This is a genomic window from Lentzea sp. NPDC055074, from assembly GCF_053608005.1.
This window is the reverse complement of record NZ_JBSGUQ010000004.1, coordinates 534,714-557,279: the sequence shown is the minus strand read 5'-3', so window position 1 is coordinate 557,279 and position 22,566 is coordinate 534,714. Positions and strand designations below refer to the sequence as shown.

The 22,566-nt window shown below is 69.3% G+C and carries 24 protein-coding genes; 9 read left to right on the top strand and 15 right to left on the bottom strand.

Annotation, left to right across the window (positions count from 1 at the left end; all coding sequences use genetic code 11):
• Window positions 1–19: 19 nt before the first annotated feature.
• Genes ACWF7A_RS13170 through ACWF7A_RS13160 form a run of 3 tightly spaced genes read left to right on the top strand, consistent with a single transcriptional unit; the run spans window position 20 to window position 2,699 of the window.
• Window positions 20–844 carry a 3-keto-5-aminohexanoate cleavage protein gene (locus ACWF7A_RS13170; protein ID WP_452250644.1) on the top strand — a complete coding sequence of 275 codons (825 nt, stop codon included), beginning with the start codon at window positions 20–22 and terminating at the stop codon, window positions 842–844.
• Between the two features lie 60 nt (window positions 845–904).
• Window positions 905–1,474 carry an RsiG family protein gene (locus ACWF7A_RS13165; RefSeq protein ID WP_452250643.1) on the top strand — a complete coding sequence of 190 codons (570 nt, stop codon included), beginning with the start codon at window positions 905–907 and terminating at the stop codon, window positions 1,472–1,474.
• A gap of 43 nt (window positions 1,475–1,517) precedes the next feature.
• Complete coding sequence (locus tag ACWF7A_RS13160) at window positions 1,518–2,699, top strand: MFS transporter (protein ID WP_452250642.1); 1,182 nt, start codon at window positions 1,518–1,520, stop codon at window positions 2,697–2,699.
• On the opposite strand, the gene ACWF7A_RS13155 is transcribed toward ACWF7A_RS13160, so the two are convergent.
• Complete coding sequence (locus tag ACWF7A_RS13155; protein WP_452250641.1) at window positions 2,642–3,502, bottom strand: hypothetical protein; 861 nt, start codon at window positions 3,500–3,502, stop codon at window positions 2,642–2,644. The genes ACWF7A_RS13160 and ACWF7A_RS13155 overlap by 58 nt on opposite strands.
• 173 nt (window positions 3,503–3,675) lie before the next feature.
• Here ACWF7A_RS13155 and ACWF7A_RS13150 point away from each other — a divergent pair, with 173 nt between their 5' ends.
• Complete coding sequence (locus ACWF7A_RS13150) at window positions 3,676–3,867, top strand: DUF3073 domain-containing protein (RefSeq protein ID WP_360041030.1); 192 nt, start codon at window positions 3,676–3,678, stop codon at window positions 3,865–3,867.
• A gap of 73 nt (window positions 3,868–3,940) precedes the next feature.
• Here ACWF7A_RS13150 and ACWF7A_RS13145 read toward each other — a convergent pair whose 3' ends face one another.
• From ACWF7A_RS13145 to ACWF7A_RS13095, 11 genes are all read right to left on the bottom strand, one after another.
• Window positions 3,941–4,936 carry an NADH:flavin oxidoreductase/NADH oxidase gene (locus ACWF7A_RS13145; RefSeq protein ID WP_452250640.1) on the bottom strand — a complete coding sequence of 332 codons (996 nt, stop codon included), beginning with the start codon at window positions 4,934–4,936 and terminating at the stop codon, window positions 3,941–3,943.
• Window positions 4,937–5,018: 82 nt separating this feature from the next.
• Window positions 5,019–5,693 carry a pentapeptide repeat-containing protein gene (locus tag ACWF7A_RS13140; protein WP_452250639.1) on the bottom strand — a complete coding sequence of 225 codons (675 nt, stop codon included), beginning with the start codon at window positions 5,691–5,693 and terminating at the stop codon, window positions 5,019–5,021.
• A gap of 51 nt (window positions 5,694–5,744) precedes the next feature.
• Window positions 5,745–7,598: a 3D-(3,5/4)-trihydroxycyclohexane-1,2-dione acylhydrolase (decyclizing) gene (gene iolD / locus ACWF7A_RS13135; RefSeq protein ID WP_452250638.1), complete on the bottom strand. Its 1,854-nt coding sequence runs from the start codon at window positions 7,596–7,598 to the stop codon at window positions 5,745–5,747.
• A complete protein-coding gene (iolB, locus tag ACWF7A_RS13130; protein ID WP_452250637.1) occupies window positions 7,595–8,482 on the bottom strand; it encodes a 5-deoxy-glucuronate isomerase in 888 nt (295 codons plus the stop codon). The genes iolD and iolB overlap by 4 nt, the downstream gene beginning before the upstream one ends.
• Window positions 8,479–9,384 (bottom strand): Cgl0159 family (beta/alpha)8-fold protein, encoded by a 906-nt coding sequence (locus ACWF7A_RS13125; protein WP_452250636.1) that lies wholly within the window; start codon window positions 9,382–9,384, stop codon window positions 8,479–8,481. Before ACWF7A_RS13125 ends, iolB begins: the two co-directional genes overlap by 4 nt.
• Window positions 9,381–10,313, bottom strand: a complete 933-nt coding sequence (gene iolC, locus ACWF7A_RS13120) for a 5-dehydro-2-deoxygluconokinase (protein ID WP_452250635.1) — start codon at window positions 10,311–10,313, stop codon at window positions 9,381–9,383. The genes ACWF7A_RS13125 and iolC overlap by 4 nt, the downstream gene beginning before the upstream one ends.
• Entirely contained in the window at window positions 10,310–11,080 is a 771-nt protein-coding gene (locus ACWF7A_RS13115) for an ATP-binding cassette domain-containing protein (protein WP_452250634.1), read from the bottom strand. Before ACWF7A_RS13115 ends, iolC begins: the two co-directional genes overlap by 4 nt.
• On the bottom strand, window positions 11,077–12,066 hold the full coding sequence (locus tag ACWF7A_RS13110; RefSeq protein ID WP_452250675.1) for an ABC transporter permease: 990 nt from the start codon (window positions 12,064–12,066) through the stop codon (window positions 11,077–11,079). Before ACWF7A_RS13110 ends, ACWF7A_RS13115 begins: the two co-directional genes overlap by 4 nt.
• Before the next feature lie 75 nt (window positions 12,067–12,141).
• The gene (locus ACWF7A_RS13105) at window positions 12,142–13,128 is read right to left on the bottom strand and encodes a sugar ABC transporter substrate-binding protein (RefSeq protein WP_452250633.1); all 987 of its coding nucleotides are present in this window, start codon (window positions 13,126–13,128) and stop codon (window positions 12,142–12,144) included.
• A 14-nt stretch (window positions 13,129–13,142) separates the two neighbouring features.
• Entirely contained in the window at window positions 13,143–14,003 is an 861-nt protein-coding gene (locus ACWF7A_RS13100) for a TIM barrel protein (protein ID WP_452250632.1), read from the bottom strand.
• Between the two features lie 2 nt (window positions 14,004–14,005).
• Window positions 14,006–15,001: a Gfo/Idh/MocA family protein gene (locus tag ACWF7A_RS13095; RefSeq protein ID WP_452250631.1), complete on the bottom strand. Its 996-nt coding sequence runs from the start codon at window positions 14,999–15,001 to the stop codon at window positions 14,006–14,008.
• A 133-nt stretch (window positions 15,002–15,134) separates the two neighbouring features.
• Here ACWF7A_RS13095 and ACWF7A_RS13090 point away from each other — a divergent pair, with 133 nt between their 5' ends.
• The 5 genes from ACWF7A_RS13090 to ACWF7A_RS13070 all read left to right on the top strand — a co-directional run bounded on the left by ACWF7A_RS13090 (window position 15,135) and on the right by ACWF7A_RS13070 (window position 19,454).
• Window positions 15,135–16,136 carry a LacI family DNA-binding transcriptional regulator gene (locus ACWF7A_RS13090; RefSeq protein WP_452250630.1) on the top strand — a complete coding sequence of 334 codons (1,002 nt, stop codon included), beginning with the start codon at window positions 15,135–15,137 and terminating at the stop codon, window positions 16,134–16,136.
• Entirely contained in the window at window positions 16,133–17,626 is a 1,494-nt protein-coding gene (locus ACWF7A_RS13085; protein ID WP_452250629.1) for a CoA-acylating methylmalonate-semialdehyde dehydrogenase, read from the top strand. Before ACWF7A_RS13090 ends, ACWF7A_RS13085 begins: the two co-directional genes overlap by 4 nt.
• 314 nt (window positions 17,627–17,940) lie before the next feature.
• Window positions 17,941–18,303 (top strand): hypothetical protein, encoded by a 363-nt coding sequence (locus tag ACWF7A_RS13080; protein WP_452250628.1) that lies wholly within the window; start codon window positions 17,941–17,943, stop codon window positions 18,301–18,303.
• A gap of 378 nt (window positions 18,304–18,681) precedes the next feature.
• A complete protein-coding gene (locus ACWF7A_RS13075) occupies window positions 18,682–18,945 on the top strand; it encodes a hypothetical protein (RefSeq protein ID WP_452250627.1) in 264 nt (87 codons plus the stop codon).
• Complete coding sequence (locus ACWF7A_RS13070; protein ID WP_452250626.1) at window positions 18,942–19,454, top strand: BTAD domain-containing putative transcriptional regulator; 513 nt, start codon at window positions 18,942–18,944, stop codon at window positions 19,452–19,454. The genes ACWF7A_RS13075 and ACWF7A_RS13070 overlap by 4 nt, the downstream gene beginning before the upstream one ends.
• A gap of 43 nt (window positions 19,455–19,497) precedes the next feature.
• Here the strand turns inward: ACWF7A_RS13070 and ACWF7A_RS13065 are convergent, their stop codons facing one another.
• From ACWF7A_RS13065 to ACWF7A_RS13055, 3 genes are read right to left on the bottom strand one after another with little or no spacing between them, the layout of a single operon-like run.
• On the bottom strand, window positions 19,498–21,009 hold the full coding sequence (locus ACWF7A_RS13065) for a tripartite tricarboxylate transporter permease (RefSeq protein WP_452250625.1): 1,512 nt from the start codon (window positions 21,007–21,009) through the stop codon (window positions 19,498–19,500).
• Entirely contained in the window at window positions 21,010–21,528 is a 519-nt protein-coding gene (locus tag ACWF7A_RS13060; protein ID WP_452250624.1) for a tripartite tricarboxylate transporter TctB family protein, read from the bottom strand.
• Window positions 21,525–22,493 carry a Bug family tripartite tricarboxylate transporter substrate binding protein gene (locus ACWF7A_RS13055; protein WP_452250674.1) on the bottom strand — a complete coding sequence of 323 codons (969 nt, stop codon included), beginning with the start codon at window positions 22,491–22,493 and terminating at the stop codon, window positions 21,525–21,527. Before ACWF7A_RS13055 ends, ACWF7A_RS13060 begins: the two co-directional genes overlap by 4 nt.
• Window positions 22,494–22,566: the final 73 nt, after the last annotated feature.

Below are 22,566 nucleotides of genomic sequence, written 5' to 3'. Positions count from 1 at the left end.
GACCGCTACAGTCGCGCCTATGTCCCTGGGCACGCTCATCACTGTCGCTCCCACCGGAGCGGAGCACGCGAAAGCCGACGTCCCGCAGCTTCCGGTGACCCTGGAAGAGCTGGTCAAGACGGCGCAGAGTTGCGAGCAGGTCGGCGCGGCGATGATCCACGTCCACATCCGTGGCGAGGACACGAAACCGTCGCTCGACCTCGGTCTGCTGAAGGCCACCGTCGAAGCCCTGCGGTCCGAGACGAACCTCGTCGTGCAGCTGTCGACCGGTGGGTCGGTGCACGACCCGGAAGAGCACCGGCTGCGCGTGCTCGAGGCGATGCCGGACTCCGCGTCCTGCACGATGGGCACGGTCAACTTCGGCGACGACGTCTTCATGAACCGCTGGGAGTTCATCGTCTCCCTGCACAAGGGCATGCAGGAGCGCTCGATCGTCCCGGAGTACGAGATCTTCGACGTCGGGCAGCTCGCGTCGCTGAAGCGCCTGCTCGACCAGCACGGCCTGCCCGCGGGCGGCCACGTGCACGTCGACCTCGTCATGGGCGTGCCCGGCGGCATGCCCGGTGACGCCGCGACCCTGGTCGCCGCAGTCAACGCTCTGCCGGACGGGGCAACGTTCTCCGCCACCGGGATCGGCCGGACCACTCTCCCCGTGATGTTCACCGCTTTGGGTGCGGGTGGCCACCTCCGAGTGGGTATGGAAGACACCGTCAGCTACTCGCGAGGGGTGCCCGTGCGGGACAACGCACAGCTCGTGGCACGTGCCGCAGGGCTTTCCAAGATCGCCCAGCGACCCGCTTTGACCCCGGACGAGGCGCGAAAGCTGCTGGGCGTGCACATTTGAGACAAGTTTGGTGCATGGGATGTGTTGGCGGGTAGGGAGGATCTACCGCAGGATGGACACGTGATCGAGGTGCGTCCTGGCGGGCGCCGCCGAATCGACAGGGTGCTCGCCCCCGACTACACGGAGGGCGTCGAGCAGCGCCCGCTCGTCGAGGTGCGCGAACTCCGCGACGAAGCTGCGCAGGAAGAGACAGATCTGTCCTACCTGCGGCGGTTGTTGCACGCGCGCATCGACATCGTGCGTGCGGAACAAGAGCGCCGCAGCTCGGGAGGCTCGGCCGTGGTCGAGCAGCTGGCCACCATCCTCTCCACGAACGCCGTGGGTCCCGCGACCGGTCTCGGCCGGTACCAGACCCATGAGCCGTCACGTGCTGATGCGCATCAACGGCACGTCGAGGCGCTGATCTCCGACGTGGACCTCTCCGACGTGAGCTCCCTGGACGACTCGAAGCTCGGCGAGGTGCTGGAGACGTTCATCTCGGAAGAGGCGTCCGTGTCGGTGCGACGTCGCGAGGTGCAGGTGGTCGTGGACAAGCTCAACGCCGAGATCGCCGCGCGCTACCAGCGCGGGAGTGCGTCGGTGGACGAGCTGCTGGCCGCCGAGCGCGGACACCACCGTCCCAAGAGGTAAGACAACCGTTCCACTTTCTGAACAGTCGACCTAGCGTGCCCTCATGGGGTACCGCTGGGTCGTGCTGTCTGTGGGTGCAGTGGCGCAGGGCACGAACGCGGCCGTCTTCCTGGGCCTGCCGGCCATCAGCCCCCAGCTCCAGCAGCACTTCTCACTGACGTTGCCCCAGGTCGGGCTGCTTCTCGGCGCGGTCAACCTCGGCACGATGATCGCTCTCGTGCCGTGGGGTGTCGTCGCGGACCGACGCGGCGAACGGCTCGTGATGACCATCGGCGGCGTGGGCTCCGCGGCTTGTTTGCTGTCCGTCGCGCTGGGCAACGCCTGGATCGCCGGTCTCGCACTCCTGGGTGCCGGCCTGTTCGGGGCCAGCGTCAACGCGGCCAGCGGCCGGGCGGTGATGTCGTGGTTCGGCAGGGAGTCGCGCGGGCTCGCCATGGGGGTCCGGCAGACGGCGACCCCGCTCGGCGCCGCCCTCACCGCGGCCGTCCTGCCCGGCATCGCCCTCTCGTCCGGGGTGCCCACGGCGTTCGTCGTGCTGGCGGGCATCACGGCGTTCGTGGCGCTCGCGGTGGCGTTGCTGGTCAGGGAACCGCCCGGCGCGATCCGGGCGAGCTCCGAGCACGGACTGGTGCTCAAGGACCCCCGATTGCTGCGGCTGTCGCTCGCCAGCGGGCTGCTCGTGGTGCCCCAGTTCACCGCCACCGCGCTGACGGTCCCGCTGCTGCACGAGCACCGCGGCATGAGCGTCACGGCGGCCGCGGCCGTCTTCGCCGTCGCGCAGCTGCTGGGCGGCGCCGGACGGCTGGCGGCCGGGGTGTGGTCGGACCGGGCACGCAGCCGGATCGGGCCCCTGAAGATCGTCTCGGTGATCACGGCGGGCGGGTTCGCGCTGGTCGCGGCACTGGACCAGGCGCCGTTGCCCCTGCTGATCGCGGTGCTGGTGCCGACCTCGCTGTTCGCGCTGTGCTGGAACGGGCTGGCGGTCACCGAGGCCGGTGAGCTCGCGCCGGACGGGCGCAGTGCCACGGCGATCGCGATGCAGAACTCGGCGAACTACCTGAGCGCGGCGGTGACCCCGTTCGTCGCGAGCTTCGTCGCGGTGTCGGTGGGCTGGCCCGCGGCGATGCTGCTGGCGGCAGTGGCCGCCGTGGTCGCGCGGGTGCTGCTTCAGCCGTGGCGTTCCCTGCGGGCCAGCTCGCCCCAGAACTCGCGCAGCGCCTCGTAGCGCAACGCGACCTCCTCGGCGTCGTCCGCTTCGAGGGCGTCGACGATCGCGTTCACGTCGGCCGCCGAGGTGTCCTCGAGCAGGTCCTTGTCCTCGAGCAGCTGCACCAGGCCGCCGTAGTCGAGCTCGACGGCGGAGTGCGGGTGGAAGTGCTCGAGCCAGCGGCCCGTGTCGGACAGGACCTTGGCCGGCCCGTCCTCACCCAGGGAGCGCTTCACGACCTTGAGGGCCCGCGCGACCCGCCTTCGGGCGTCGGCCATGGCCACGCGCCACGACACCTGCCGTTCGGGGTCGTCCTGGGCGCTGGCGAGCACCACGCGGCGCTGGGCGGGGTCGACGAGGGCGAACCACGGCAGAGGGACCGTCCACGTCGTGGAGATCACGTGGACCGCGCCGACGGTCAGCTCGGCCATCACGGCGGACGCGCGCGCTCGGACCGTTTCCGGCGAGAGGGCGAGGGCCGCGTCCTGGAGGATCGGCGGCGAGGAGGCCAGGAAGCCGACCAGAGCGGCGGCGGAGCGGGTCCGGAGGTCGAGCGGGCAGACGAGCGGCCCTGGGCCGACGCGGGCGGCCTCGGAGGTCGGAACCTCGGCCGGGCTGATCGTCATCACGTCGAAGGACTCGCCCGGGAGGAGCTTTTGTCTCAACTGTGATCGCAACCACAGCTCTCGTTCCCGGTCGCCCACCTCCGCGCGGGGGACAGGGCCCGCATCCAGGGCTTTTTCGACCTTGGAAGCTAGCGTTGCGTCCAAGACCGATAACGGTTCGTACACCCGTAGGTAGGCGACGAACGGTCTGGGCACGTGTGCATCCTTCCACGCGAGGGGGGCCATGAGATTTGGCGGTACGTGTCACGCCTACCGCGTCGCGAGGAACCCCATCGGCACGGTACGGTAGTTACCAGGAATCAGTTGTCGAGACGAGTGGGGCCGCCGTTCCCCCGGCCGCCCCCGTCCCTGTGCGAGGGGGTCGAGCCATGGGGCGCGGCCGAGCTAAGGCCAAGCAGACGAAGGTCGCCAGGGAGCTCAAATACAGCTCTCATGAGACCGACTTCGCTGCGTTGCAGCGCGAGCTGTCGACTGATGAAAGGTCGCCGAACGGGAGCGGTGGTGGCGACGAGCCACCACACGATGACCCGTACGACGACTACGACGATTACCGTCGCTGAATTCAGCCTTCGGAGTTCAAGGGTTGGGCCACCGGTGACCCCGGTGCCCAGCCCTTGAACTCTGAGGGCTCTTTCAGAACGCCCTGGCGTACTGCTTCGGCGCCCTGACCTCCACACCCAACTGCTGTGCCGCGTGCAGCGGCCAGTACGGGTCGCGGAGCAGTTCGCGCGCGAGCAGGACCAGGTCGGCGGAACCGTCCGTCAAGATCTGTTCGGCCTGCTTCGCCTCGGTGATCAGGCCGACCGCACCCGTGGGCACGTCTGCCTTGCGTCGCACAGCTTCGGCGAGCGGCACCTGGTAGCCGGGCCCGATCGGGATGTCCGCCTGCGCGGTGTTGCCGCCGCTGGACACGTCGATCAGGTCCGCACCCGCGGCCTTGAGCGCATGTGCCAGCACGACGCTGTCGTCGGCAGTCCAGCCGTTGTCGACCCAGTCGGTGCCCGAGATCCTCACGATCACGGGTACCTCCGGGCCGACCGCTGCCCGGACTGCGGCGGTGACCTCGACGGGCAGGGCGATGCGCTCCTCGATGCTGCCCTCGTTCGTGAGCGGCGAGTAGAACTCGTGCAGCAGGTAGCCGTGGGCGGCGTGGACCTCGAGGACCTCGAACCCGGCCTCGATCGCCCGCAGCGCGCCGTCGACGAACGCCTTCACGATCTGCGTGGTGTTCGTCAGCTTCTCCGGCTGGTTGCCGCCGGGGAACGGCTCCGTCGTGGGCGCCACCGGCACCCAGTCCCCGATCGCCTTGCGCCCGGCGTGCGCGAGCTGGATCGCGGGCACCGCGCCGTGCTCCTTGATGAACGCCGTGATGGGCTTCCAGGCCTCGACCTGCGCGTCGTTCCAGATGCCGGTGTCCTGCGGCGAGATGCGGCCGCGCGCCTCCACGGCCGTCGCCTCGGCCATGACGAGGCCGGCGCCGCCGACCGCGCGGGAGCCCAGGTGGACGAGGTGCCAGCTGGTCGGTACGCCGTCTTCCTTGTCGACCGAGTACTGGCACATCGGGCTGACCGCGATGCGGTTGGGCAGCGTGACCGAGCGCAGGGTCAGCGGGGAGAACAACAGGCTCACAAGAGCTCCCTCGAACGTTCGTAGACCTAACTAATTGTTCAAGGGGAGGCCGCGGCGGGTTGTTCCCCGCGATCGGGTTGTCTCAGTCACTGAACAGCGACGCGGAGACACGCGCGGGCGTGAAGCCGGGAGGCCAGATCGTCTTCCGGTCGACGCGGGCTCCGGCCAGCGCCGCCTTGTCCAGGTTGCCGGCGCGCATGTCGGCGCCGCGCAGGTCCGCGTTCGTGAGATCGGCGGCACGGAGATCCGCGCCTTCGAGGCTGGCACCGCGCAGGGACGCCTCGCGCAGCGAGACCCCGCGCAGGTCCGCGCCGCGCAGATCCACGTGGGACAGGTCGAGTGCCGCGACCGGCTGCCGGGTGAGGATCGCCAGGGCCGCCTCGACGTCCGGTGCCGGACTCTCGCCGACGGGCCGCGGCGGGTGCTCCGAGGCCGTCCAGGGAGATCGCTCGCGCAGGAAGTCCCCGATGGTGACGTCGACGAGCAGCCGGCTCTGCGCGGAGTCCTCCGCGATCTGTTCCAGCAGGTGGAGTCCGTCGACCCTGAGCTCGGCCTCGTCGCTGCCGAGCAACCGGACGGCACGGCGGTACCCGTCGACGAGCTGGCCGTCCCTCACCTGGAGCCAGGCCAGCGCACCGGACGCGAGGACCAGCACCACCCCCGAGAACGACGGCAGCGGTGCGGTCGGCGGCACCAGAAGGGCGACACCCAGCGCGAGCAGGGCAACCGCTCCGAGCCTGACCATCCGCTTGCTCACGGAGAGTCATCCTCGCGACCGCACTGCCGCTGCGGTATCCGCTGTTGGAGTTCAGCTCAGGTAACGAACCTGCCTGATCTTGCCCTCCAGCACGTCCTCACGAGCTCGGGAGATCTCGGAACGGTGCGACACCTCCGGCACGCCGACCTCCCACCAGGCCCCGGCCTCCGTCCACGACGACGGGTGCGTGCGGATCACGACCACGGCCGGACGCTTCTCCGCGACAGTCGCTTCGCGCGCCTTGCGGTAAGCGCCTTCCAGGTCACCCAGTGAGTCCACGGCGAACACAGCGCAGCCCATGGCCGCGGCGTGGGCGGCGAAGTCGGTGCGCGGCGGTTCGGGATGCGCCGAGGTGCAGTCCGCGTAGAGGTTGTTGAAGCCCGCGCCGCCCTGACCCGTCTGCAGGCGGTGGATCACGGCGTAGCCGTCGTTGTCGCAGACGACGGCGACGAACCCGTGGCCCGCGAAGGCCGCGGAGAAGAGCTCGGAGTTCAGCATCAGGTAGCTGCCGTCGCCGAGCAGCGTGGTGACGACGCCCTGGGTGTGCGCGATCGCGGCGCCCCAGGCACCGGCCAGTTCGTAGCCCATGCAGGAGAAGCCGTACTCGACGTCCATCGTGGACTCGCCGGTGGCGCGCCAGCCGCCGATCAGTTCGCCGGGCAGGCCGCCGGACGCGGTCATGACGTAGTCGGTGGGTTCGCTGACGTCGTTCACGACGCCGACCACCTGGGCGTAGGTCGGGAGACCCTCGCCCGGAGTGCGCAGCGTCGTGATGTGCGCGTCCCACTTCGTGCGTTCTGCCAGGGCCTTCGAGGCCCACTCCGCCGGTGCCTGCCAGGACCCGAGGACGTCGGTGAGCTCGCGCAGGCCCTCGTCGGCGTCGGACACCAGGGCGAACGCGCCGTGCTTCACGGCGTCGAAGCGGGCGGCGTTCAGGGACACGAGGTGCGCGTCCGGGGAGAAGACGGTCCAGGACGCGGTGGTGAAGTCCTGCAGGCGGGTGCCCACGGCGATGACCAGGTCCGCCTCGCCCGCGAGGACGTTGGCGGACGTGGAACCGGTGATGCCCAGCGGGCCGGCGTGCAGCGGGTGCTCGTGCGGGACCAGGGTGCGGCCGGCGGTGGTCTCGACGACCGGGACGTTGTGCTGCTCGGCGAACCGCAGGGCCCGGCCCGCGGCACCCGAGTAGCGGACGCCACCGCCCAGGACCAGCAGCGGCCGTGAGGCGCCGCGGATCGCCGACGCGGCCTCGGCCAGTGCGATCAGGTCGGGGCGTTGACGCAGCGGGCGGTGGACGACCGGGGCGAAGAGGGCGTCGGGGAAGTCGTAGGACTCCGCCTGGACGTCCTGCGGGAGCGCCAGCGTCACCGGGCCGCAGTCGGCCGGGTCGGTGAGGACGCGGGCCACCTGGGGCAACGTCGAGAGCAGCTGTTCGGGCCGGGTGATCCGGTCGAAGTAGCGGCTGACCGCGCGGAACGCGTCGTTGACCGTGGCCGTCGGGTCGTGGAAGTGCTCGACCTGCTGCAGCACGGGGTCCGGGGCGCGGCCGGTGAAGGTGTCGCCCGGCAGTAGCAGCAGCGGCAGGCGGTTGGCGTGCGCGACACCGGCGGCCGTGACCATGTTCAGCGCGCCGGGACCGATCGACGACGTGGCGACGCCGACCTGGCGGCGGTGGGTGGCCTTGCTGACGCCGACGGCGGCCAGTGCCATGCCCTGCTCGTTGTGGCCGCGCCACACCGGGATCCGGTCGCGGACCTCCTCCAGCGCGTTGCCGAGGCCGAGCACGTTGCCGTGGCCGAAGATCGCGAACACGCCGGGGAACAGCGGCGCCTGCGAGCCGTCGAGGAGTTCGGTGCGCTGGGCCAGCATCCAGCGGACCAGTGCCTGTGCGGTCGTGAGCTTCACTTGGCCCGCCCCTCGGCAGTCGTTACGGGACAACGGGGATCCAGTTCCTGGGTCGCCCAGCTGTCGCGGATCCAGGTGTGCGCCGGGTCGTCGCAGAACGCCATCGAACGCTCAGTGCCCGGACCCGCGAGAACGTTCAGGTAGTACATGGGATAACCCGGCGCCGCGACGCACGGGCCGTGGTAGCCGCGCGGGATCAGGAAGACGTCGCCGTCCCGCACGGTCACGTCCTCGTCGATCGTGCCGTCGTCGGTGTAGGTGCGGTGGAAGCCGAAGCCGGTGCGGGACGGGGTGACGCCGTCGCGGTCGGCGATGCGGAAGTAGTAGATCTCCTCGTTGTTCACCTCGCACGGCTCGGACTCGTCGTGCTTGTGCGGCGGGTACGAGGACCAGTTGCCGTCCGGGGTGATGAGCTCGCACGCGTTGAGCTTGTCCGCGTGGTCCCAGACGCCGGGAGTGCCGAAGTTCGTGACCTGGCGGGTCGCGTTGCCGGAGCCGCGCACCTCGACGGGGACGCCGTCCGCCGGGCCGTACTTCGGTGTCAGCCTGTTCTCGCAGCGGGCCATCGGCAGCGCGACCACGCACCCGTTCGCGGAGGACAGCCGGACGGAGGCGTCTCGCGGCACGTAGGCGAAGTCCGTGACTCGGGTGAAGACCGAGTCACGGCCCTGCAGTTCGTACCTCTCGTCGTCGACCTCGACCACCAGAGAGCCGGCGAGCGGCAGCACGAACGCCTCGAACTCGCCGGTCTCGATCGTGCGCACCCACCCGGCCTCGATCTCCAGCACGCGCAGGCCCGTGTAGGTCCAGCCCGCGTCCTCGGGGGCCAGCGAGATCACGTCGGTCGAGGTCGAGAGCGTCCCGTGTGGACGGTGCAGGGTCATTCCACGATCCCCTTCGCGGTACGGAGGATTTCGGCGGCAGCGACGACGGCGGCGGCCACGTCACCGTCCGGCGGGTAGAGCAGCGCGCGTCCGACGACCAGGCCGCGCACGGTCGGATGGCCCAGCGATCGGCCCCACGACGCGAGGTCGTCCTGCGGGTTCGCCGACGGCACGCCGCCAAGAACCAAGGCGGGCAACGCCGTGGTGTCGAGCACGACTTCCGGTTCCTCGGGCGCGGGCAGCTTCAACCAGGTGTAGGCCGAGGTGGACCCCAGTCCGGCGGCGACGGCGGAGGCACGCGAGAGAGCGGCGGCGTCCTTCTGCAGCACCAGTTTGTCGTTGTGGTCGCGCTTGTACGGCAGCGGTTCGACCATCGCCATCAGGCCGTGCTCGGCGAGCTCGGTGACGGCCCGCGCGCAGCCTTCCAGCGTCGGGATCGTGCCGGGGTCCGAGTCGACCAGGCGCAGCAGCATCTTGCCGCCGTCGAGCCCGAACGTCGCGATGGACGACGCGTCGTACGCGGTGAACCTGTCGTCGATCTCCCAGTCCGCACCGGCGAGGCCGCCGCGGTTCATCGAGCCGATGACCACGCGGTCGTTCAGGCCGTCGAGCAGCAGGAGGTCCTCGATCACGTCCGGCGTGCCGAGCACACCGTCGACGTCGGGGTTCGCCAGTGCCGTCAGCAACCTGGCGAGCAGCGAGCGGCGGTCAGCCATCGCCATCGGGTCGCCGCCGACGCCCAGCGCACCACGTGCCGGGTGGTCCGCCGCGACCAGGAACAGTGTGGACTTGCCGTTCAGCAACGAGTTCCGCCGCTTGCGCGCCTGGTAGGCCCGTCTGATCGAACCGGGGTCCTCAGCCCGCCGCCACAACAGTTCGCGCCACTGGCCGTCGGTGATCACAGCAGTTCCTCGATCTCTTCCTGGTCGGGCATCGCGTCGGCGCAGGCCAGCCGGGACGCCACGATCGCGCCCGCCGCGTTGGCGTAGCGGGCGATCTTCACCGGGTCCCAGCCGGACAGCAGGCCGTGCACCACCGAGCCGCCGAACGCGTCGCCGGCGCCGAGCCCGCAGACGACCTCGACGGGGTTCGGCTCCACGGTCCACCGGCCTTCGGGCGTGGCCACGAGAACGCCCTCGGCGCCCTTTTTGACCAGCGCCAACGAGATCCCGCGGTCCAGCAGCCGGTCCGCGGCCTCGTCGGGATCGGACGTGCCGACCGCGATCTCGCACTCCGTCCGGTTGCCCACGGCGACCGTCACGTGGTCGAGCATCCAGCTGATCTCGGCCCGCGCGGTCTCGACGTCCGGCCAGAACATCGGCCTGTAGTCGAGATCCAGCACGGTGTGGCCGCTGCGGGCCCGGTTCGCCAGCATCATCCGTTGCGAGCCACGAGAAGGCTCGGCGGAGACGCCCGTACCCGTCACCCACAACAGCGGGACCTCACGCGTGAGCGACCACGGCACGTCGTCCTCGCCGATCGTCATGTCCGGCGCGGTCGGCAGGCGGTAGAACAGCAACGGCGGGTCCGCAGGCGGGTTGAGCTCGCAGAACACCACCGGGGTCAGGAGGTCCGGCGAGGTACCGACGTACTTCGACGACACGCCGAAGCCTTCGAGCGCCTCGCGGACGTAGGTGCCGAAGCCGTCCGGGCCGACCTTCGTCAGCACCCCGGCACGCCGGCCGAGCCGCGCGGCGGCGACCGCGACGTTGGTCGCGGTCCCGCCGAGCGACTTGGCGAAGGTGCTGACCTGGGCCAGCGGCACCCCGGACTGCTCCGGGTAGAGGTCGACACCGACCCGGCCGACGGTCAGCACTTCCAGTGAGGTCACGCCTCGACACCTCGCAGCTCGTGCTCCAGCGCCTCGAGCTCGGCGCCACCGGCCATCTGCTTGGTGAGCTCGTTGATGTCGATCTCGGACTTCTCGTACGAACCCAATGCACGGCCCCGCTTGAGCAGCAGGAACCGGTTGCCGACCGGGTAGGCGTGGTGCGGGTTGTGGGTGATCAGCACGACGCCGAGGCCACGATCACGTGCCTGGGCCACGTACTTCAGCACCACACCGGCCTGCTTCACGCCCAGCGCGGCCGTCGGTTCGTCGAGGATCAGCACCTTGGCGCCGAAGTGCACGGCGCGGGCGATGGCGACGCACTGCCGTTCGCCACCGGAGAGCGTGCCGACGGGCTGCTCGACGTCGCGGAGGTCGATGCCCATGTCGGACAACGCCTTCTTGGTGATCTCCTTGCCCTTCTTGCGGTCCAGGAAGCCGAACTTCGTCGTCGGTTCCGAGCCCAGGAAGAAGTTGCGCCACACGGACATCAGCGGCACCACCGCGAGGTCCTGGTACACGGTCGCGATGCCGCGGTCCAGGGCCTCGCGGGGTGACGAGAAGCGGATCTCCTCGCCCTCGACCTTGAACGAGCCCTGGTCGTGCTGATGGACACCGGCCAGGATCTTGATCAGGGTCGACTTCCCGGCGCCGTTGTCGCCGAGCACGCAGGTGACCTCACCCGCGTTGACCACAGTGGACACATCGCTGAGCGCGATGACGCTGCCGTAGGTCTTGCCGATGTTCTCGGTCTCGATCAGTGACGTCATCGCCTGACCCTCTCCGCCCGGCGGCGCAGCATGTTGTTGACCAGCACGGCCGCCAGCAGCATCACGCCGAGGAACAGCTGGAACCAGTCGCTGTTCCAGCCCGCGTAGACGATGCCCTGCCGGGCCATGCCGAAGATCAGCGCACCGATCGCCGCGCCCACCGCGGAACCGAAGCCGCCGGTGAGCAGGCACCCGCCGATCACCGCCGCGATGATGTACTGGAACTCGAGGCCGATGCCCTGGTTCGCCTGCACGCTCGCGTACCGCAGGATGTTGATCGAGCCGACGAGCCAGGCGGCGAACGCCGTCGTCATGAACAGCAGGATCTTCGAGCGCACGACCGGCACGCCGACGGCGCGGGAGCTCTGTGCGGCACCGCCGATCGCGAAGATCCAGTTGCCGAACTTGGTGCGCATCAGCACGGTCGACGCGATCACGGTGAACAGGACCCACCAGATGATCGACACGTAGAAGCTCGTGCCGCCGATCTGGAACGTCGAGGCGAACAGGAACCCGGCGGACTCGTAGCCCGCCGCCTCCCGCATGCCCGACACCTGCACGCTGCCCGTGACCAGGCGCGTGATGCCGAGGTTGAGGCCCTGCAACGCTAGGAAGCTTCCCAGCGTCACGATGAAGCTCGGCAGGCCCGTGCGCATCACGAGCCAGCCGTTCAGCGCGCCCACCGCCAGGGCGAACGCGAGCGACACCAGCAACGACAGCCAGACGTTGAGTCCCAGCTGGGTGGCGAGGAGAGCCGTGACGAGCGCGGTGGACGCGGTCATGACGCCGGCGGACAGGTCGAACTCGCCGCCGATCATGAGCATCGCCACCGCGACCGCCATGATCCCGAGCATGGAGGCGTCGTCGAGCCAGGTGGCCGCGCCCCCGATGCTCAGGAACTGCTCGGTGACCACGGAGAAGAACAGGAACACCAGCAGTGCGCCGAGCATCGCGCCGATCTCAGGGCGCTTGATCAGCTGATCCATCGCCTTGGGCTTGCCCAGCCGTTCGTCGGCAGCCGGTGGAGCTGTGGCTGTCACGGTCATCTCCCCGCCTCCTCCTTACCTCTTGCCGTTCTTGGCGTACTCCGCGACCTTGTCCACGTTGGACTTGTCGACGAAGCCGGGACCGGTGAGGACGGGCTTGCCGCCACCGAGGGTGTTGGCGTTGTCCTTGAAGAGCTTCAGCATCACGATCGGCAGGTAGCCCTGCTGGTACTGCTGCTGGTCGACGGCGAAGAGCACCTCGCCCGCCTTGATCGAGCTGACCACGTCGGCGTTCAGGTCGAACGTCGCGACCTGCGCCTTCGAGCTCGCGCCCTTGATGGCGGACGCCGCGTTCACGGCGACCTGCGGGTTGAGCGCCAGCACGCCGTCGACGGCGGTGTCGGACTGCAGCTTGGCCTTGATGCGGGCCTCGACGTCCGTCGGGTTGGAGATGTCGACCTGGAGGTTCTCCACCGCGCCGCCGAAACCGGTGCGGGCACCGTCGCAACGCTGGTTGAGTCCCGAGTTGCCGGCCTCGTGGATCACGCAGAGCAGCTTGGTCTTGCCTGCTGCCTTGAGCTTCTTGCCGGCTTCCTCACCGGCGATCGACTCCTCCTGGCCGACGTGCGCCATGGCACCGAACTCCGCGCTCTTCGCGCTGCCGGAGTTGATGGTGATGACCGGGATGCCGGCCTTCACCGCGTTCTCGATGGACGTCTTGAGCGCGTCCGGGTTCGCCATCGACACCACGATGCCGCCGACCTTCTGCGACACGGCGTTGTCGATCAGCTTGGCCTGGGCGCCGGGGTCGCCGTCGGAGTTGTAGGTGACGCCGACACTGAGCTGCTTGGCCGCGTCCTCGGCACCGACCTTCACGACGCTCCAGAACGCGTCGCCCGCGGTCCCGTGCGTGATGACGGAGACCTTCAGGTCACCCGACGCGGCCGGCGCGCTGTTGTTGCCCGTGTTCTGCGACTGAGTACCGGTGGGACCGCTACAAGCGGCGAGCAGAGCGACACCGGCGAGCGCGACGCCCGCACGGAGTACCAGACGAGACTTCATCGTCTCCAGTCCCTTCAGAGGATCTTGCTGAGGTGCGCAAGGCTGCGCGCGGTGTCCTGAAGTGGCTTGTCCACGGGACTTCCATCCTTGAGCTGGGTGTCCTGCTCAAGCACGAACCAACCGGTGTAGCCCGCCTCTTGAACGAGCCGCACCAGCGCTTCGACGTCCACGTCGCCGTCCCCGAGCGGCACGTAGATGCCCTGTTCCACGGCATCGGTGTAACTGAGCTCGCCGCTGCGCACCTTCGCCGCGATCTCGTCACGCACGTCCTTGAGGTGCACGTGACCGATGCGGTCCGGGTAGCGGCGCGCCAGCTCGACCGGGTCCGTGCCACCGATGAGGAGGTGGCCGGTGTCCAGGCAGAGCTGGAGATCGGAGTCCGCGAGGAACCTGTCGACCTCCGCCTCCCGCTCGACGTGGGTGCCCACGTGCGGGTGCAGCACGGTCCTGAGGCCGTGCGTTGCGGCGATCTCACGGATCTTCGCGCAGGTGTCGACGAGCGTGTTCCACTCGTCGTCGCTGAGCTTGGGCGTCTCGTCGTAGCCGTCGATGCCGGTCGCGGCGGCGAGCACCAAGACCTCGGCACCGCCGGCCTTCAGGATCGCGGCGACGCGGTCCGCCTCGTCCAGAGTGGACTGGACGTCGGTGTGCAGCGTGACGGCGAGGAAACCGCCGACGAGGCTCAGTTCGTGACCGGCCAGCAAGGCCTTGAGCTGCGCGGGGTCGGCCGGGAGGTAGTCCGGCGGGCCGAGCTCGGTGGCGGTGAGGCCGAGGGAGTGCATCTCGCTCAGCACGGTCTCGGACGGGAGCACGTCGCCCCAGCCCGGCACCTCGCACACGCCCCAGGAGATCGGTGCCCCAGCGATCTTCGCCATGCCTAGTTCCCCTCGATCCTCACCGGTGCGCCGCTGCGGCGCGACTGCTCACAAGCTTCTGCCAGGCGGAGGCTGATCAAACTCTCTCGCGCCGGGGACGGGTTCGCGACCTCGCCCTTGATGACCTGCGTGAACAGGTTCATCTCGTTGACGTACGCGCGGTGGAAGCGCTCCGGGAAGCCGGGGTAGGCGTCCTCTCCGGCCACGTGGCCGCCGGGTTCGAGCGAGTTCAGCGGGGTCTTCGCATCGACGCCCGCGACCAGCGAGTCCTTGCTGCCCAGCACCTCGATGCGGTGGTCGTAGCCGACCGGGTCGTGCCGTCCGCCGGCGAGCGTGGCGTGCGCACCGCCCGCGAACTTCAGCATCACGACGGCGTTGTCGACGTCGTCGGCGTCCGCGAACGCCTGGTGCACCAGCACGGAACCGCTCGCGTAGACCTCGACGACCGGCTCGCCGACGAGCCACGGCACGCAGTCGAGGTCGTGGATCAGCAGGTCGCGGAAGATGCCGCCGGAGGCCGGGAGGTAGGAGAAGTCCGGCGGGTTCGCGTCGTTGCCGACGGCCCTGACCAGGTAGATGTCGCCGACCTCGCCCGCCCTGATGCGGCGGTTCAGCTCGTAGATCGCCGGGTCGAAGCGGCGCTGGAAGCCCACGAGCACCTCGACGCCGGACCGGTCGACGTCCGCGATCAGCGCGGCCATCTCGGCGACGTCGCTCGCGATCGGCTTCTCGCACAACGTGGGAACGCCCTTGCCGATCGCCGCGCGCAGCATCTCGGGGTGCGTGTTCGTCGGGGTGGCCAGCAGCACGCCGTCGACGTTGCCCAGCAACGTGTCGAGGTCGTCCACCGCCTTGGTCCCGGCGAGCTCGGCTGACGCCTGCGCTGCCCTCCCCGGCACCGGGTCGAAGAGGAGCACCTCGTCGACTCGATCCAGTGCGGCGAGGTTGGTCGCATGCATGGTGCCGATCCTGCCGACACCCGCTACTCCGATCCGCATCGCAGGTTTCCCCTGTTCATCGCGTTGATCTGTTAGAGCGCTCTATTGGTTGGAGCGCTCCAATGCTGTAACTTCGGCCACACGGGTGTCAAGGGTGCGTTTCCTGCGCGTGACATGAGGAGGTGGTTTTCAGGTGGTCAGGCCGACGATGGAGGACGTCGCCGCACGGGCCGGAGTGTCCCGCGCACTGGTGTCGCTGGTCATGCGCGGTTCACCCAAGGTGAGCGAGCTGCGACGCAGCGCTGTGCTGAAGGCCGCGGAAGAACTGGGTTACTCACCGCACGCCATGGCGCGGTCGCTCGCCTCGCGCACGTCCACAGTTCTCGGCGTGATGGTGTCCGACCTGCACAACGCGTTCTTCGCGGAGGTCGTGGACGGCATCGACGAGGTCGCGCGCGATCAGGGCTTCGACATCATCATCAACACCGGCGGCCGCTCTCCCGCTCGCGAACGCCGAGCCCTCGAGTCGCTGCTCTCCTTCCGTCCCGCCGGTCTCGTCCTGCTGTCGCCCGTCGTCCCGGCGACCGCCATCGGCAAGGCCGCCGAACAACTTCCCGTCGTCCTGGTCGCGCGGTCCTCCCGTGTGTCCACTGTGGATACCGTGAACGACGACGGCGAGGTCGGTGCACGACTGGCCGTCGAGCACCTGGTTTCGCTGGGGCACAAGCGCATCGCGCATCTGGACGGCGGTGAGGGCACCCAGGCCGGACCTCGTCGGCGCGGATACGTCGGCGCGATGGAGTCCTTCGGGCTGGAGCCCCAGGTCGTGACCTCCGAGTACACCGACGCGGCCGGTGCACGAGCGATTCGAGGGTTGATCGCCGACGACGCTCTGCCCACGGCCATCCTGTCCTGCAACGACTTCAACGCCGTCGGCGCGATCTCGGCACTGGAGGACGCCGGGTTGCGCGTCCCTGCCGATGTTTCCGTTGTGGGGTACGACAACACGTCACTGGCCGCGTTGCGCCACGTCTCCCTGACCACGATCGACCAGCCCCGTGCCGAGTTCGGCCGGTTGGCCGCCGACGCGCTTCTGCAGCGCGTGCGTTCCGAGCGCACCGAACCCGTGCGCCATCTCCTCACTCCCTCGCTCGTTGTCCGGAACACCACAGCTCCCCCAGGAGGACCGCGTTGAGCACCATCCCCCACTGGATCGACGGCGCCCGCACCACCGGGGTGTCGTCCCGGACCTCGGACGTCTTCAACCCGGCCACCGGTGCCGTCGCCGCACAGGTCGTGCTGGCCGAGCAGGCGGACGTCGACCTGGCGGTCTCCTCCGCCTCGAAGGCGGCGCAGTCCTGGTCGGAGTCGTCGCTGTCGACGCGGTCGCGGATCCTGTTCGCCTACCGCCACCTGCTGCACACCCATCGCGACGAGCTGGCCGCGATCATCACGTCCGAGCACGGCAAGGTGCTCTCGGACGCGGCCGGCGAGGTGCAGCGCGGCCTGGAGGTCGTCGAGTTCGCGTGCGGCATCCCGCAACTGCTGAAGGGCGAGCACTCCGAGCAGGTCTCGCGCGGCGTCGACGCGTACTCGTTCCGTCAGCCGCTGGGCGTCGTCGCGGGCATCACGCCGTTCAACTTCCCCGTGATGGTGCCGATGTGGATGTTCCCCATCGCGATCGCCTGCGGGAACACCTTCGTCCTGAAGCCTTCGGAGCGCGACCCGTCGGCGTCTCTGCGGCTGGCCGAGCTGTTCCGGGAAGCCGGGCTGCCCGACGGCGTGCTGAACGTCCTGCAGGGCGACGCGTTCGCGGTCAACGCTTTGCTCGACCACCCCGATGTCGCGGCAGCGTCGTTCGTCGGCTCCACGCCGATCGCCCGGCACGTGTACTCGCGTGGCACCGCGGCGGGCAAGCGCGTGCAGGCTCTGGGTGGCGCCAAGAACCACATGGTCGTGTTGCCCGACGCCGACCTCGACGTGGCCGCGGATGCCGCGGTCTCCGCCGGTTACGGCTCTGCCGGCGAGCGTTGCATGGCGATCTCGGTGGTCGTGGCGGTGGGCTCGGCGGGCGACGAGCTCGTGTCGAAGATCGCTTCGCGGACCCGTGAGCTGCACCCGTCGGTGCTTCCCGGCACTGACCCCTCGGCTCAGATGGGGCCGTTGGTCACCGGGGTGCACCGGGACCGCGTCCGGTCCTATGTGGACGCCGGCGAGGCCGCCGGGGCGTCACTGGTCGTGGACGGTCGCGGGTACGCGCCACCGGGCGCCGAGGGCGGGTTCTGGCTCGCGCCGACGTTGTTCGACCACGTCACCCGGGACATGTCCATCTACACCGATGAGATCTTCGGGCCGGTGCTCGCGGTGGTGCGGGTCGAGACGTTCGAGGACGCCCTCGAGCTGGTGAACGCCAACCAGTACGGGAACGGGACCGCGATCTACACGGGCGACGGGCTTGCTGCGCGTGAGTACCAGCGGCGGGTGCACGTCGGGATGGTCGGCATCAACGTTCCCATCCCCGTGCCGATGGCCTACTACTCGTTCGGCGGGTGGAAGGACTCACTGTTCGGGGACACGCACGTGCACGGAGCTGAGGGCGTGAAGTTCTACACGCGCGCGAAGGCCGTGACGTCTCGATGGCCGCAGCAGCACGGCGTGAACCTGGGCTTCCCCACGCACGGCTGATCCGTTCGGAGCAACGGCCGCCCCGTCCGCCTCAGGCGAACAGGGCGGCCATTTCTATTTGGTACGAACCAATTGCGACCCGAACGAGTCGCTGATCTGGTCAGATGAGCCAAGCGAACGATTGTCCTGCTGAAATCGCCGCCAATTTCGCTGATCTTGGAATATGCGGACACGGCGCATCGGTTCGACAAAGGTGCTGGACACGGAGGTAGGATCCGCGTTCACACAGCCGAACATCGCTTCCTTTCTCGCGGACGCCGCATCGTTCGTTACAGCGGAAAGGAAGAACGCCCTCAGCAGGAGGACCGAACACGATGTCGCCCAGTGAGGACGACAGTCCTTTCGCGACGGCATGCCGCGCCCGCACCCGTTCCGAGTTCCTCTGCGCACTGAACCAGCTGCGCCTGTCAAGAGGACTCTCGTACGGTCAGGTCTCCATCAACGCGGGTGAGCACGCGTTGGCGAAGAGCAGCGCGCACGCGATGTGCCTCTACCGGGTCCCCAAGCAGGAAGGCCCGCTCAGGGCCTTTCTGACCGGCTGCGGAGAGCCGGCCGAGGCGCTCGACGGGTGGGTGGAGCAGTGGCGGCGCGTGACGGCCTCCCGCGCCAACAGGAGGCCGCACCCCGCTGCTCAGCTGGTCCAAAGCTCGGCCAGGGGTTTCTCACCGCCGAAGTGATGCTCCGGCACGTGCGCGAGCCTAACGTTCCCGCGCAACGCCGAACAGACGACTGGACGACATTGGACGCGGTCAATACGACCAATTGTCGACAGTGTGGTCAGGAGCGCCGGAAAAGTGGACGAAAACTTGTCACTTGGACCCCGTTGGACGGATGTGGACGCCGTTGTGCGGGACATGAAAAACCTGGACGGTGATTCAGTTGGCAATCACCCGTGTGAGTGACATGCTCGTAGCAGAGCCGTTATGTCGCCGAGTTCCGCGGCAACGCCAATTGCCCGCGTGGACGCATTCCGCACATCCGGCTCGTACCTGTTCCCACTCCAGCTGGTCCCCTTCGGCGCACGGTGACGCGCCGAGTCCTTTCCAGGAGTTCTGATGACCACCCCTACGCCCTACAACGGGGCGCCGCGCAGGCACCGCGCCAACTCCGGCACCAGCACGGTCCTGCTGGCGACGGCCTCCTTCGTCTTCACCGCGTGGATGCTCGCGCACGACCACTCTCCGGTCGTCTCCGTGTCCACGACCGCCGCCGTGCTCGCGGTGACGATCACGCTGAGCCGCAGCCGGCCGTTCACCGCGAGGTTCGGGCCGCTGCCGCCGGCGGGCTCGATGGTGGTCTGGGAGGACGACCAGCGATGACGGGCCAGGAGGGTGACGTGCTGGAACGGCTGACCCGGCTCTGGCCGCAGTTGCTGGCAGGCCTGTCGAGACCGGGCCGGCGTGCGGAGGCGATCGCCGCGTACCGCGAGGTCCACGCGATTCTCGGGGCGGAGCTCGGCCTCGACGTCGAGGCGGTGCGGCCGTTGATGCCGACGTCGACCGCCGAGCTGCGGGCGGCGACCGAGGCCGAGTTCGTCGCGTTGCTGCGGAAGATCCACGCGCGGTCCGGGCTGACGTTGCCTGAGCTCTCGCGCCGGGCGGGGGCGGCGACGTTGCCGCGCAGCCAGGTCTACTCGCTGCTCAAGCGCGACAGGCTGCCGACGAAGCCCGACCAGGTGCGGGCGTTCGTGAGCACGTGCGGCCTGTCCGAACCGCAGGTGGCCCGCGTGATGGAGCTGTGGGCGACGTTGCGCGAGCAGACCGAGCTCGCGGTGCGCGGGCCGCAGGACGAGAAGCCGTTCGCGATCCTGATCGTGCGCAGCGCATGAGAAAGCCCCCGCTCGGTTCCTGAGCGGGGGCTCTCCCGTGCGATCAGGCGTCGACCTTCTCGCGCTCCTCTTCCGCGGCGGCAGGCGGCTTCGGCAGGAACCGCTTGAACAACGGGAAGAACAGGATCAGCAGGATCACCACGTAGACCACGATCGCCATCGGGCTGTTGACCAGACCGGTGAGCGAGCCGTCGGAGAGCTGCAACGACCGGCGCATCTGCTGTTCCGCGGCCGGGCCGAGGATCACGCCGATGATCGCGGGCAGCACCGGCAGGCCGTAGCGGCGCATCGCGAAGCCCAGCACGCCGATCACGAACATCAGCAGCAGGTCGAAGATGTCCGCGTTGACCGCGTAGGCGCCGACCGAGGCGAAGAACAGGATGCCCGCGTACAGGTACGGCCGCGGGATGCGCAGCAGCTTCGCCCACAGCGGTGCCAGCGGCAGGTTCAGCACCAGCAGCAGAGTCAGGCCGATGAACAGCGACGCGATCAGCGCCCACACCAGGCCCGCCTCGCGCTGGAACAGCAACGGGCCCGGCTGGATGCCGTACTGCTGGAACGCGGCGAGCATGACGGCCGCGACCGCCGTGGTCGGCAGGCCCAGGGTCAGCATCGTGACCAGGGTGCCGGCCGCGGAGGCGGAGGCCGTGGACTCCGGGCCCGCCACGCCTTCGATGGCGCCCTTGCCGAACTCGTCCTTGTGCTTGGAGAGCCGCTTCTCCGTCACGTACGACAGGAACGTCGGGATCTCCGCGCCACCGGCCGGGATCGCACCGAACGGGAAGCCGATCACCGGGCCGCGCAGCCACGGCTTCCAGGTGCGCTTCAGGTCCGCCTTCGAGAGCCACGGGCGGCCGACCGGGATCGGTTCGAACGGCTTGCGGCGCAGGTGGGCCGCCACCCAGAGGGCCTCGCCGACCGCGAACAGGGCCACGGCGACCACGACGATGTCGATGCCGTCGGCCAGGTGCAGCGAGCCGAACGTGAGGCGCTGCTGGCCGGTCATCTCGTCGAGGCCGACCAGGCCGAGGGTCAGGCCGATCAGCAACGACGCGAAGCCGCGGATGCGGGAGGCGCCCAGGACCGAGGTGACGGCGATGAACGCCAGCACCATCACGGCGAACAGGTCGGGGGCGCCGATGTCGACGGCGTGCTTCGCGACGAACGGGGCCAGCAGGACGATCAGCAGCGTGCCGATGATGCCGCCGGTGAAGTGGCCGATGGCAGCGGCGGCAAGCGCTTGCGCTCCACGACCCTTGCGGGCCATGGGATTGCCTTCGAACGCTGCCACCACCGCGGCGCTCTCACCCGGTGTGTTCAAGAGGATCGACGTCGTCGAGCCGCCGAACATGCCGCCGTAGTAGATGCCCGCGAACATGATGAACGCGCCGGTCGGCTCCATGCCGTAGGTGACGGGCAGCAGCAGCGCCACCGCCATGGCCGGGCCGATGCCCGGCAGGACACCGATCGCGGTGCCCAGGAGCACGCCGATCGCGGCGAGCAGCAGATGTGTCGGCGTCAGCGCCGTGGCGAAGCCGTCGAGCAGTTGTTCCACCTAGAACACCTCCATCAACGGGCCACCGGGCAGGGGGACGCCGAGCAGGTTGTTGAACACCAGGAACGTGAAGATCGACAGGCCGGCCGCGATCAACGGGTCGCGCACCAGGTTGCGGCTGCCCAGGGCGTAGGCCGCTCCCCAGAACAGGATCGCGCCGGAGATCGGGAACCCGACGACGCCGATCAGCACGGCGTTCGCGAGGAAGGCACCGCACAGCAGCAGGACCGTGCGCCAGTCGGCGGGTGCGGACAGGTCGACGTCCTCGCCGGCCTCGGCCTCGCCCTTGCCGCCGCGCAGCACGTCGCGGGCCAGCAGCGCGGCGACGAGCAGCAACAGCGAGCCGACCAGGATCGGCACCGCCTTCGGGCCGACCGGGCCGCGCTGGGCGAAGTCCGTGGGGATCTGCAGCGCGTCGGTCAGCACCAGCACGCCGAGCACGACCAGCAGGGCGCAGATGCCCAGCTCGGAGTGGTCGCGGAGCCAGTTGCGGCGCTCCGGCTTCGTCACGGTCGTCATGCCAGCCCCAAGTCCTTGAGCACCGTTGCCACCCGCTTGTTCTCGTTTTCCAGGAAGGTCCTGAACTCGTCTCCCGGTGCGAAGGCGTCCGTCCAGCCGTTGCGCTGCAGGGCTTCCTTCCACTGCGGCGTCCTCTGGAGGTTCTGGAACACCTCGACCAGCTTCGCCTTGTCGGTCGGCGAGATGCCGGGAGGAGCGACGATGCCGCGCCAGTTCGTGAACTCGACGTCCACACCGGACTGCTTCAGCGTCGGCGCCTCGATGCCCTCGATGCGGTCCTTGCTCGTCACCGCGAGCACCCGCAACGTGCCGGCCTGGATCTGGTCGCGGTACTCGCCGACGCCCGAGACGCCGAACGCGACCTTGCCGCCGAGCACCGACGCCAGCAGCTCGCCACCGCCGTCGAACGGGATGTAGTTGACCGTCTTGGGCTGCAGGCCCACGGCTTTGGCGATCAGCATCGGCGCCAGGTGGTCGGGGCCGCCGGGAGCCGAACCGCCGCCGACCGTCACGGTGCCGGGGTTCGCCTTCCACGCGTCGACCAGTTGTTGCATCGACGTGTACGGCGAGTCCTTCGCGACCACGACGATGTCCGGTTCCTCGATCAGCTTCGCGATCGGGGTGGTGTCGAGCAGCGAGTTCGGCGACTTGTTCGTGTACACCGCGCCCACGACGCCCAGGCCCATCGACATGATCAGCTTGCCGTTGCCGCGCTCACCGACCGTGCGGCCCAGTCCGACCGTGCCGCCGGCGCCGGGGAGGTTGAACACCTCGGCGTTGCGCAGCAGGTCAGCGTCTTCCATGGCCTTCGCCGCCGTGCGCGCCGTGATGTCGTACCCGCCACCCGGCGCGTTCGGCACCAGCACCCGCAGGGCCCGCACCTGGTTGCTCTCGCCGCTGTCCGCACCCGGCGTCAGCAGCGGTGGCACGAGCAGGACGGCGAGCAACGCCGCCGCCACCGCCACCCACACCTTCACCGACACTGTGATCCCCGCCTCTCGTCCGCGTGGTTGGACATGTTGCTCTCGTGTAAACCTT

Coding starts and splice junctions, on each gene's coding strand:
- ACWF7A_RS13110 (WP_452250675.1), bottom strand. CDS start 12,066: ATGGATCAGCTGATCAAGCGCCCTGAGATCGGCGCGATGCTCGGCGCA.
- ACWF7A_RS13100 (WP_452250632.1), bottom strand. CDS start 14,003: ATGGCGAAGATCGCTGGGGCACCGATCTCCTGGGGCGTGTGCGAGGTG.
- ACWF7A_RS13060 (WP_452250624.1), bottom strand. CDS start 21,528: ATGACGACCGTGACGAAGCCGGAGCGCCGCAACTGGCTCCGCGACCAC.
- ACWF7A_RS13105 (WP_452250633.1), bottom strand. CDS start 13,128: ATGAAGTCTCGTCTGGTACTCCGTGCGGGCGTCGCGCTCGCCGGTGTC.
- ACWF7A_RS13115 (WP_452250634.1), bottom strand. CDS start 11,080: ATGACGTCACTGATCGAGACCGAGAACATCGGCAAGACCTACGGCAGC.
- ACWF7A_RS13095 (WP_452250631.1), bottom strand. CDS start 15,001: ATGCGGATCGGAGTAGCGGGTGTCGGCAGGATCGGCACCATGCATGCG.
- ACWF7A_RS13075 (WP_452250627.1), top strand. CDS start 18,682: ATGACCACCCCTACGCCCTACAACGGGGCGCCGCGCAGGCACCGCGCC.
- iolB (WP_452250637.1), bottom strand. CDS start 8,482: ATGACCCTGCACCGTCCACACGGGACGCTCTCGACCTCGACCGACGTG.
- ACWF7A_RS13070 (WP_452250626.1), top strand. CDS start 18,942: ATGACGGGCCAGGAGGGTGACGTGCTGGAACGGCTGACCCGGCTCTGG.
- ACWF7A_RS13160 (WP_452250642.1), top strand. CDS start 1,518: ATGGGGTACCGCTGGGTCGTGCTGTCTGTGGGTGCAGTGGCGCAGGGC.
- ACWF7A_RS13080 (WP_452250628.1), top strand. CDS start 17,941: ATGTCGCCCAGTGAGGACGACAGTCCTTTCGCGACGGCATGCCGCGCC.
- ACWF7A_RS13150 (WP_360041030.1), top strand. CDS start 3,676: ATGGGGCGCGGCCGAGCTAAGGCCAAGCAGACGAAGGTCGCCAGGGAG.
- ACWF7A_RS13170 (WP_452250644.1), top strand. CDS start 20: ATGTCCCTGGGCACGCTCATCACTGTCGCTCCCACCGGAGCGGAGCAC.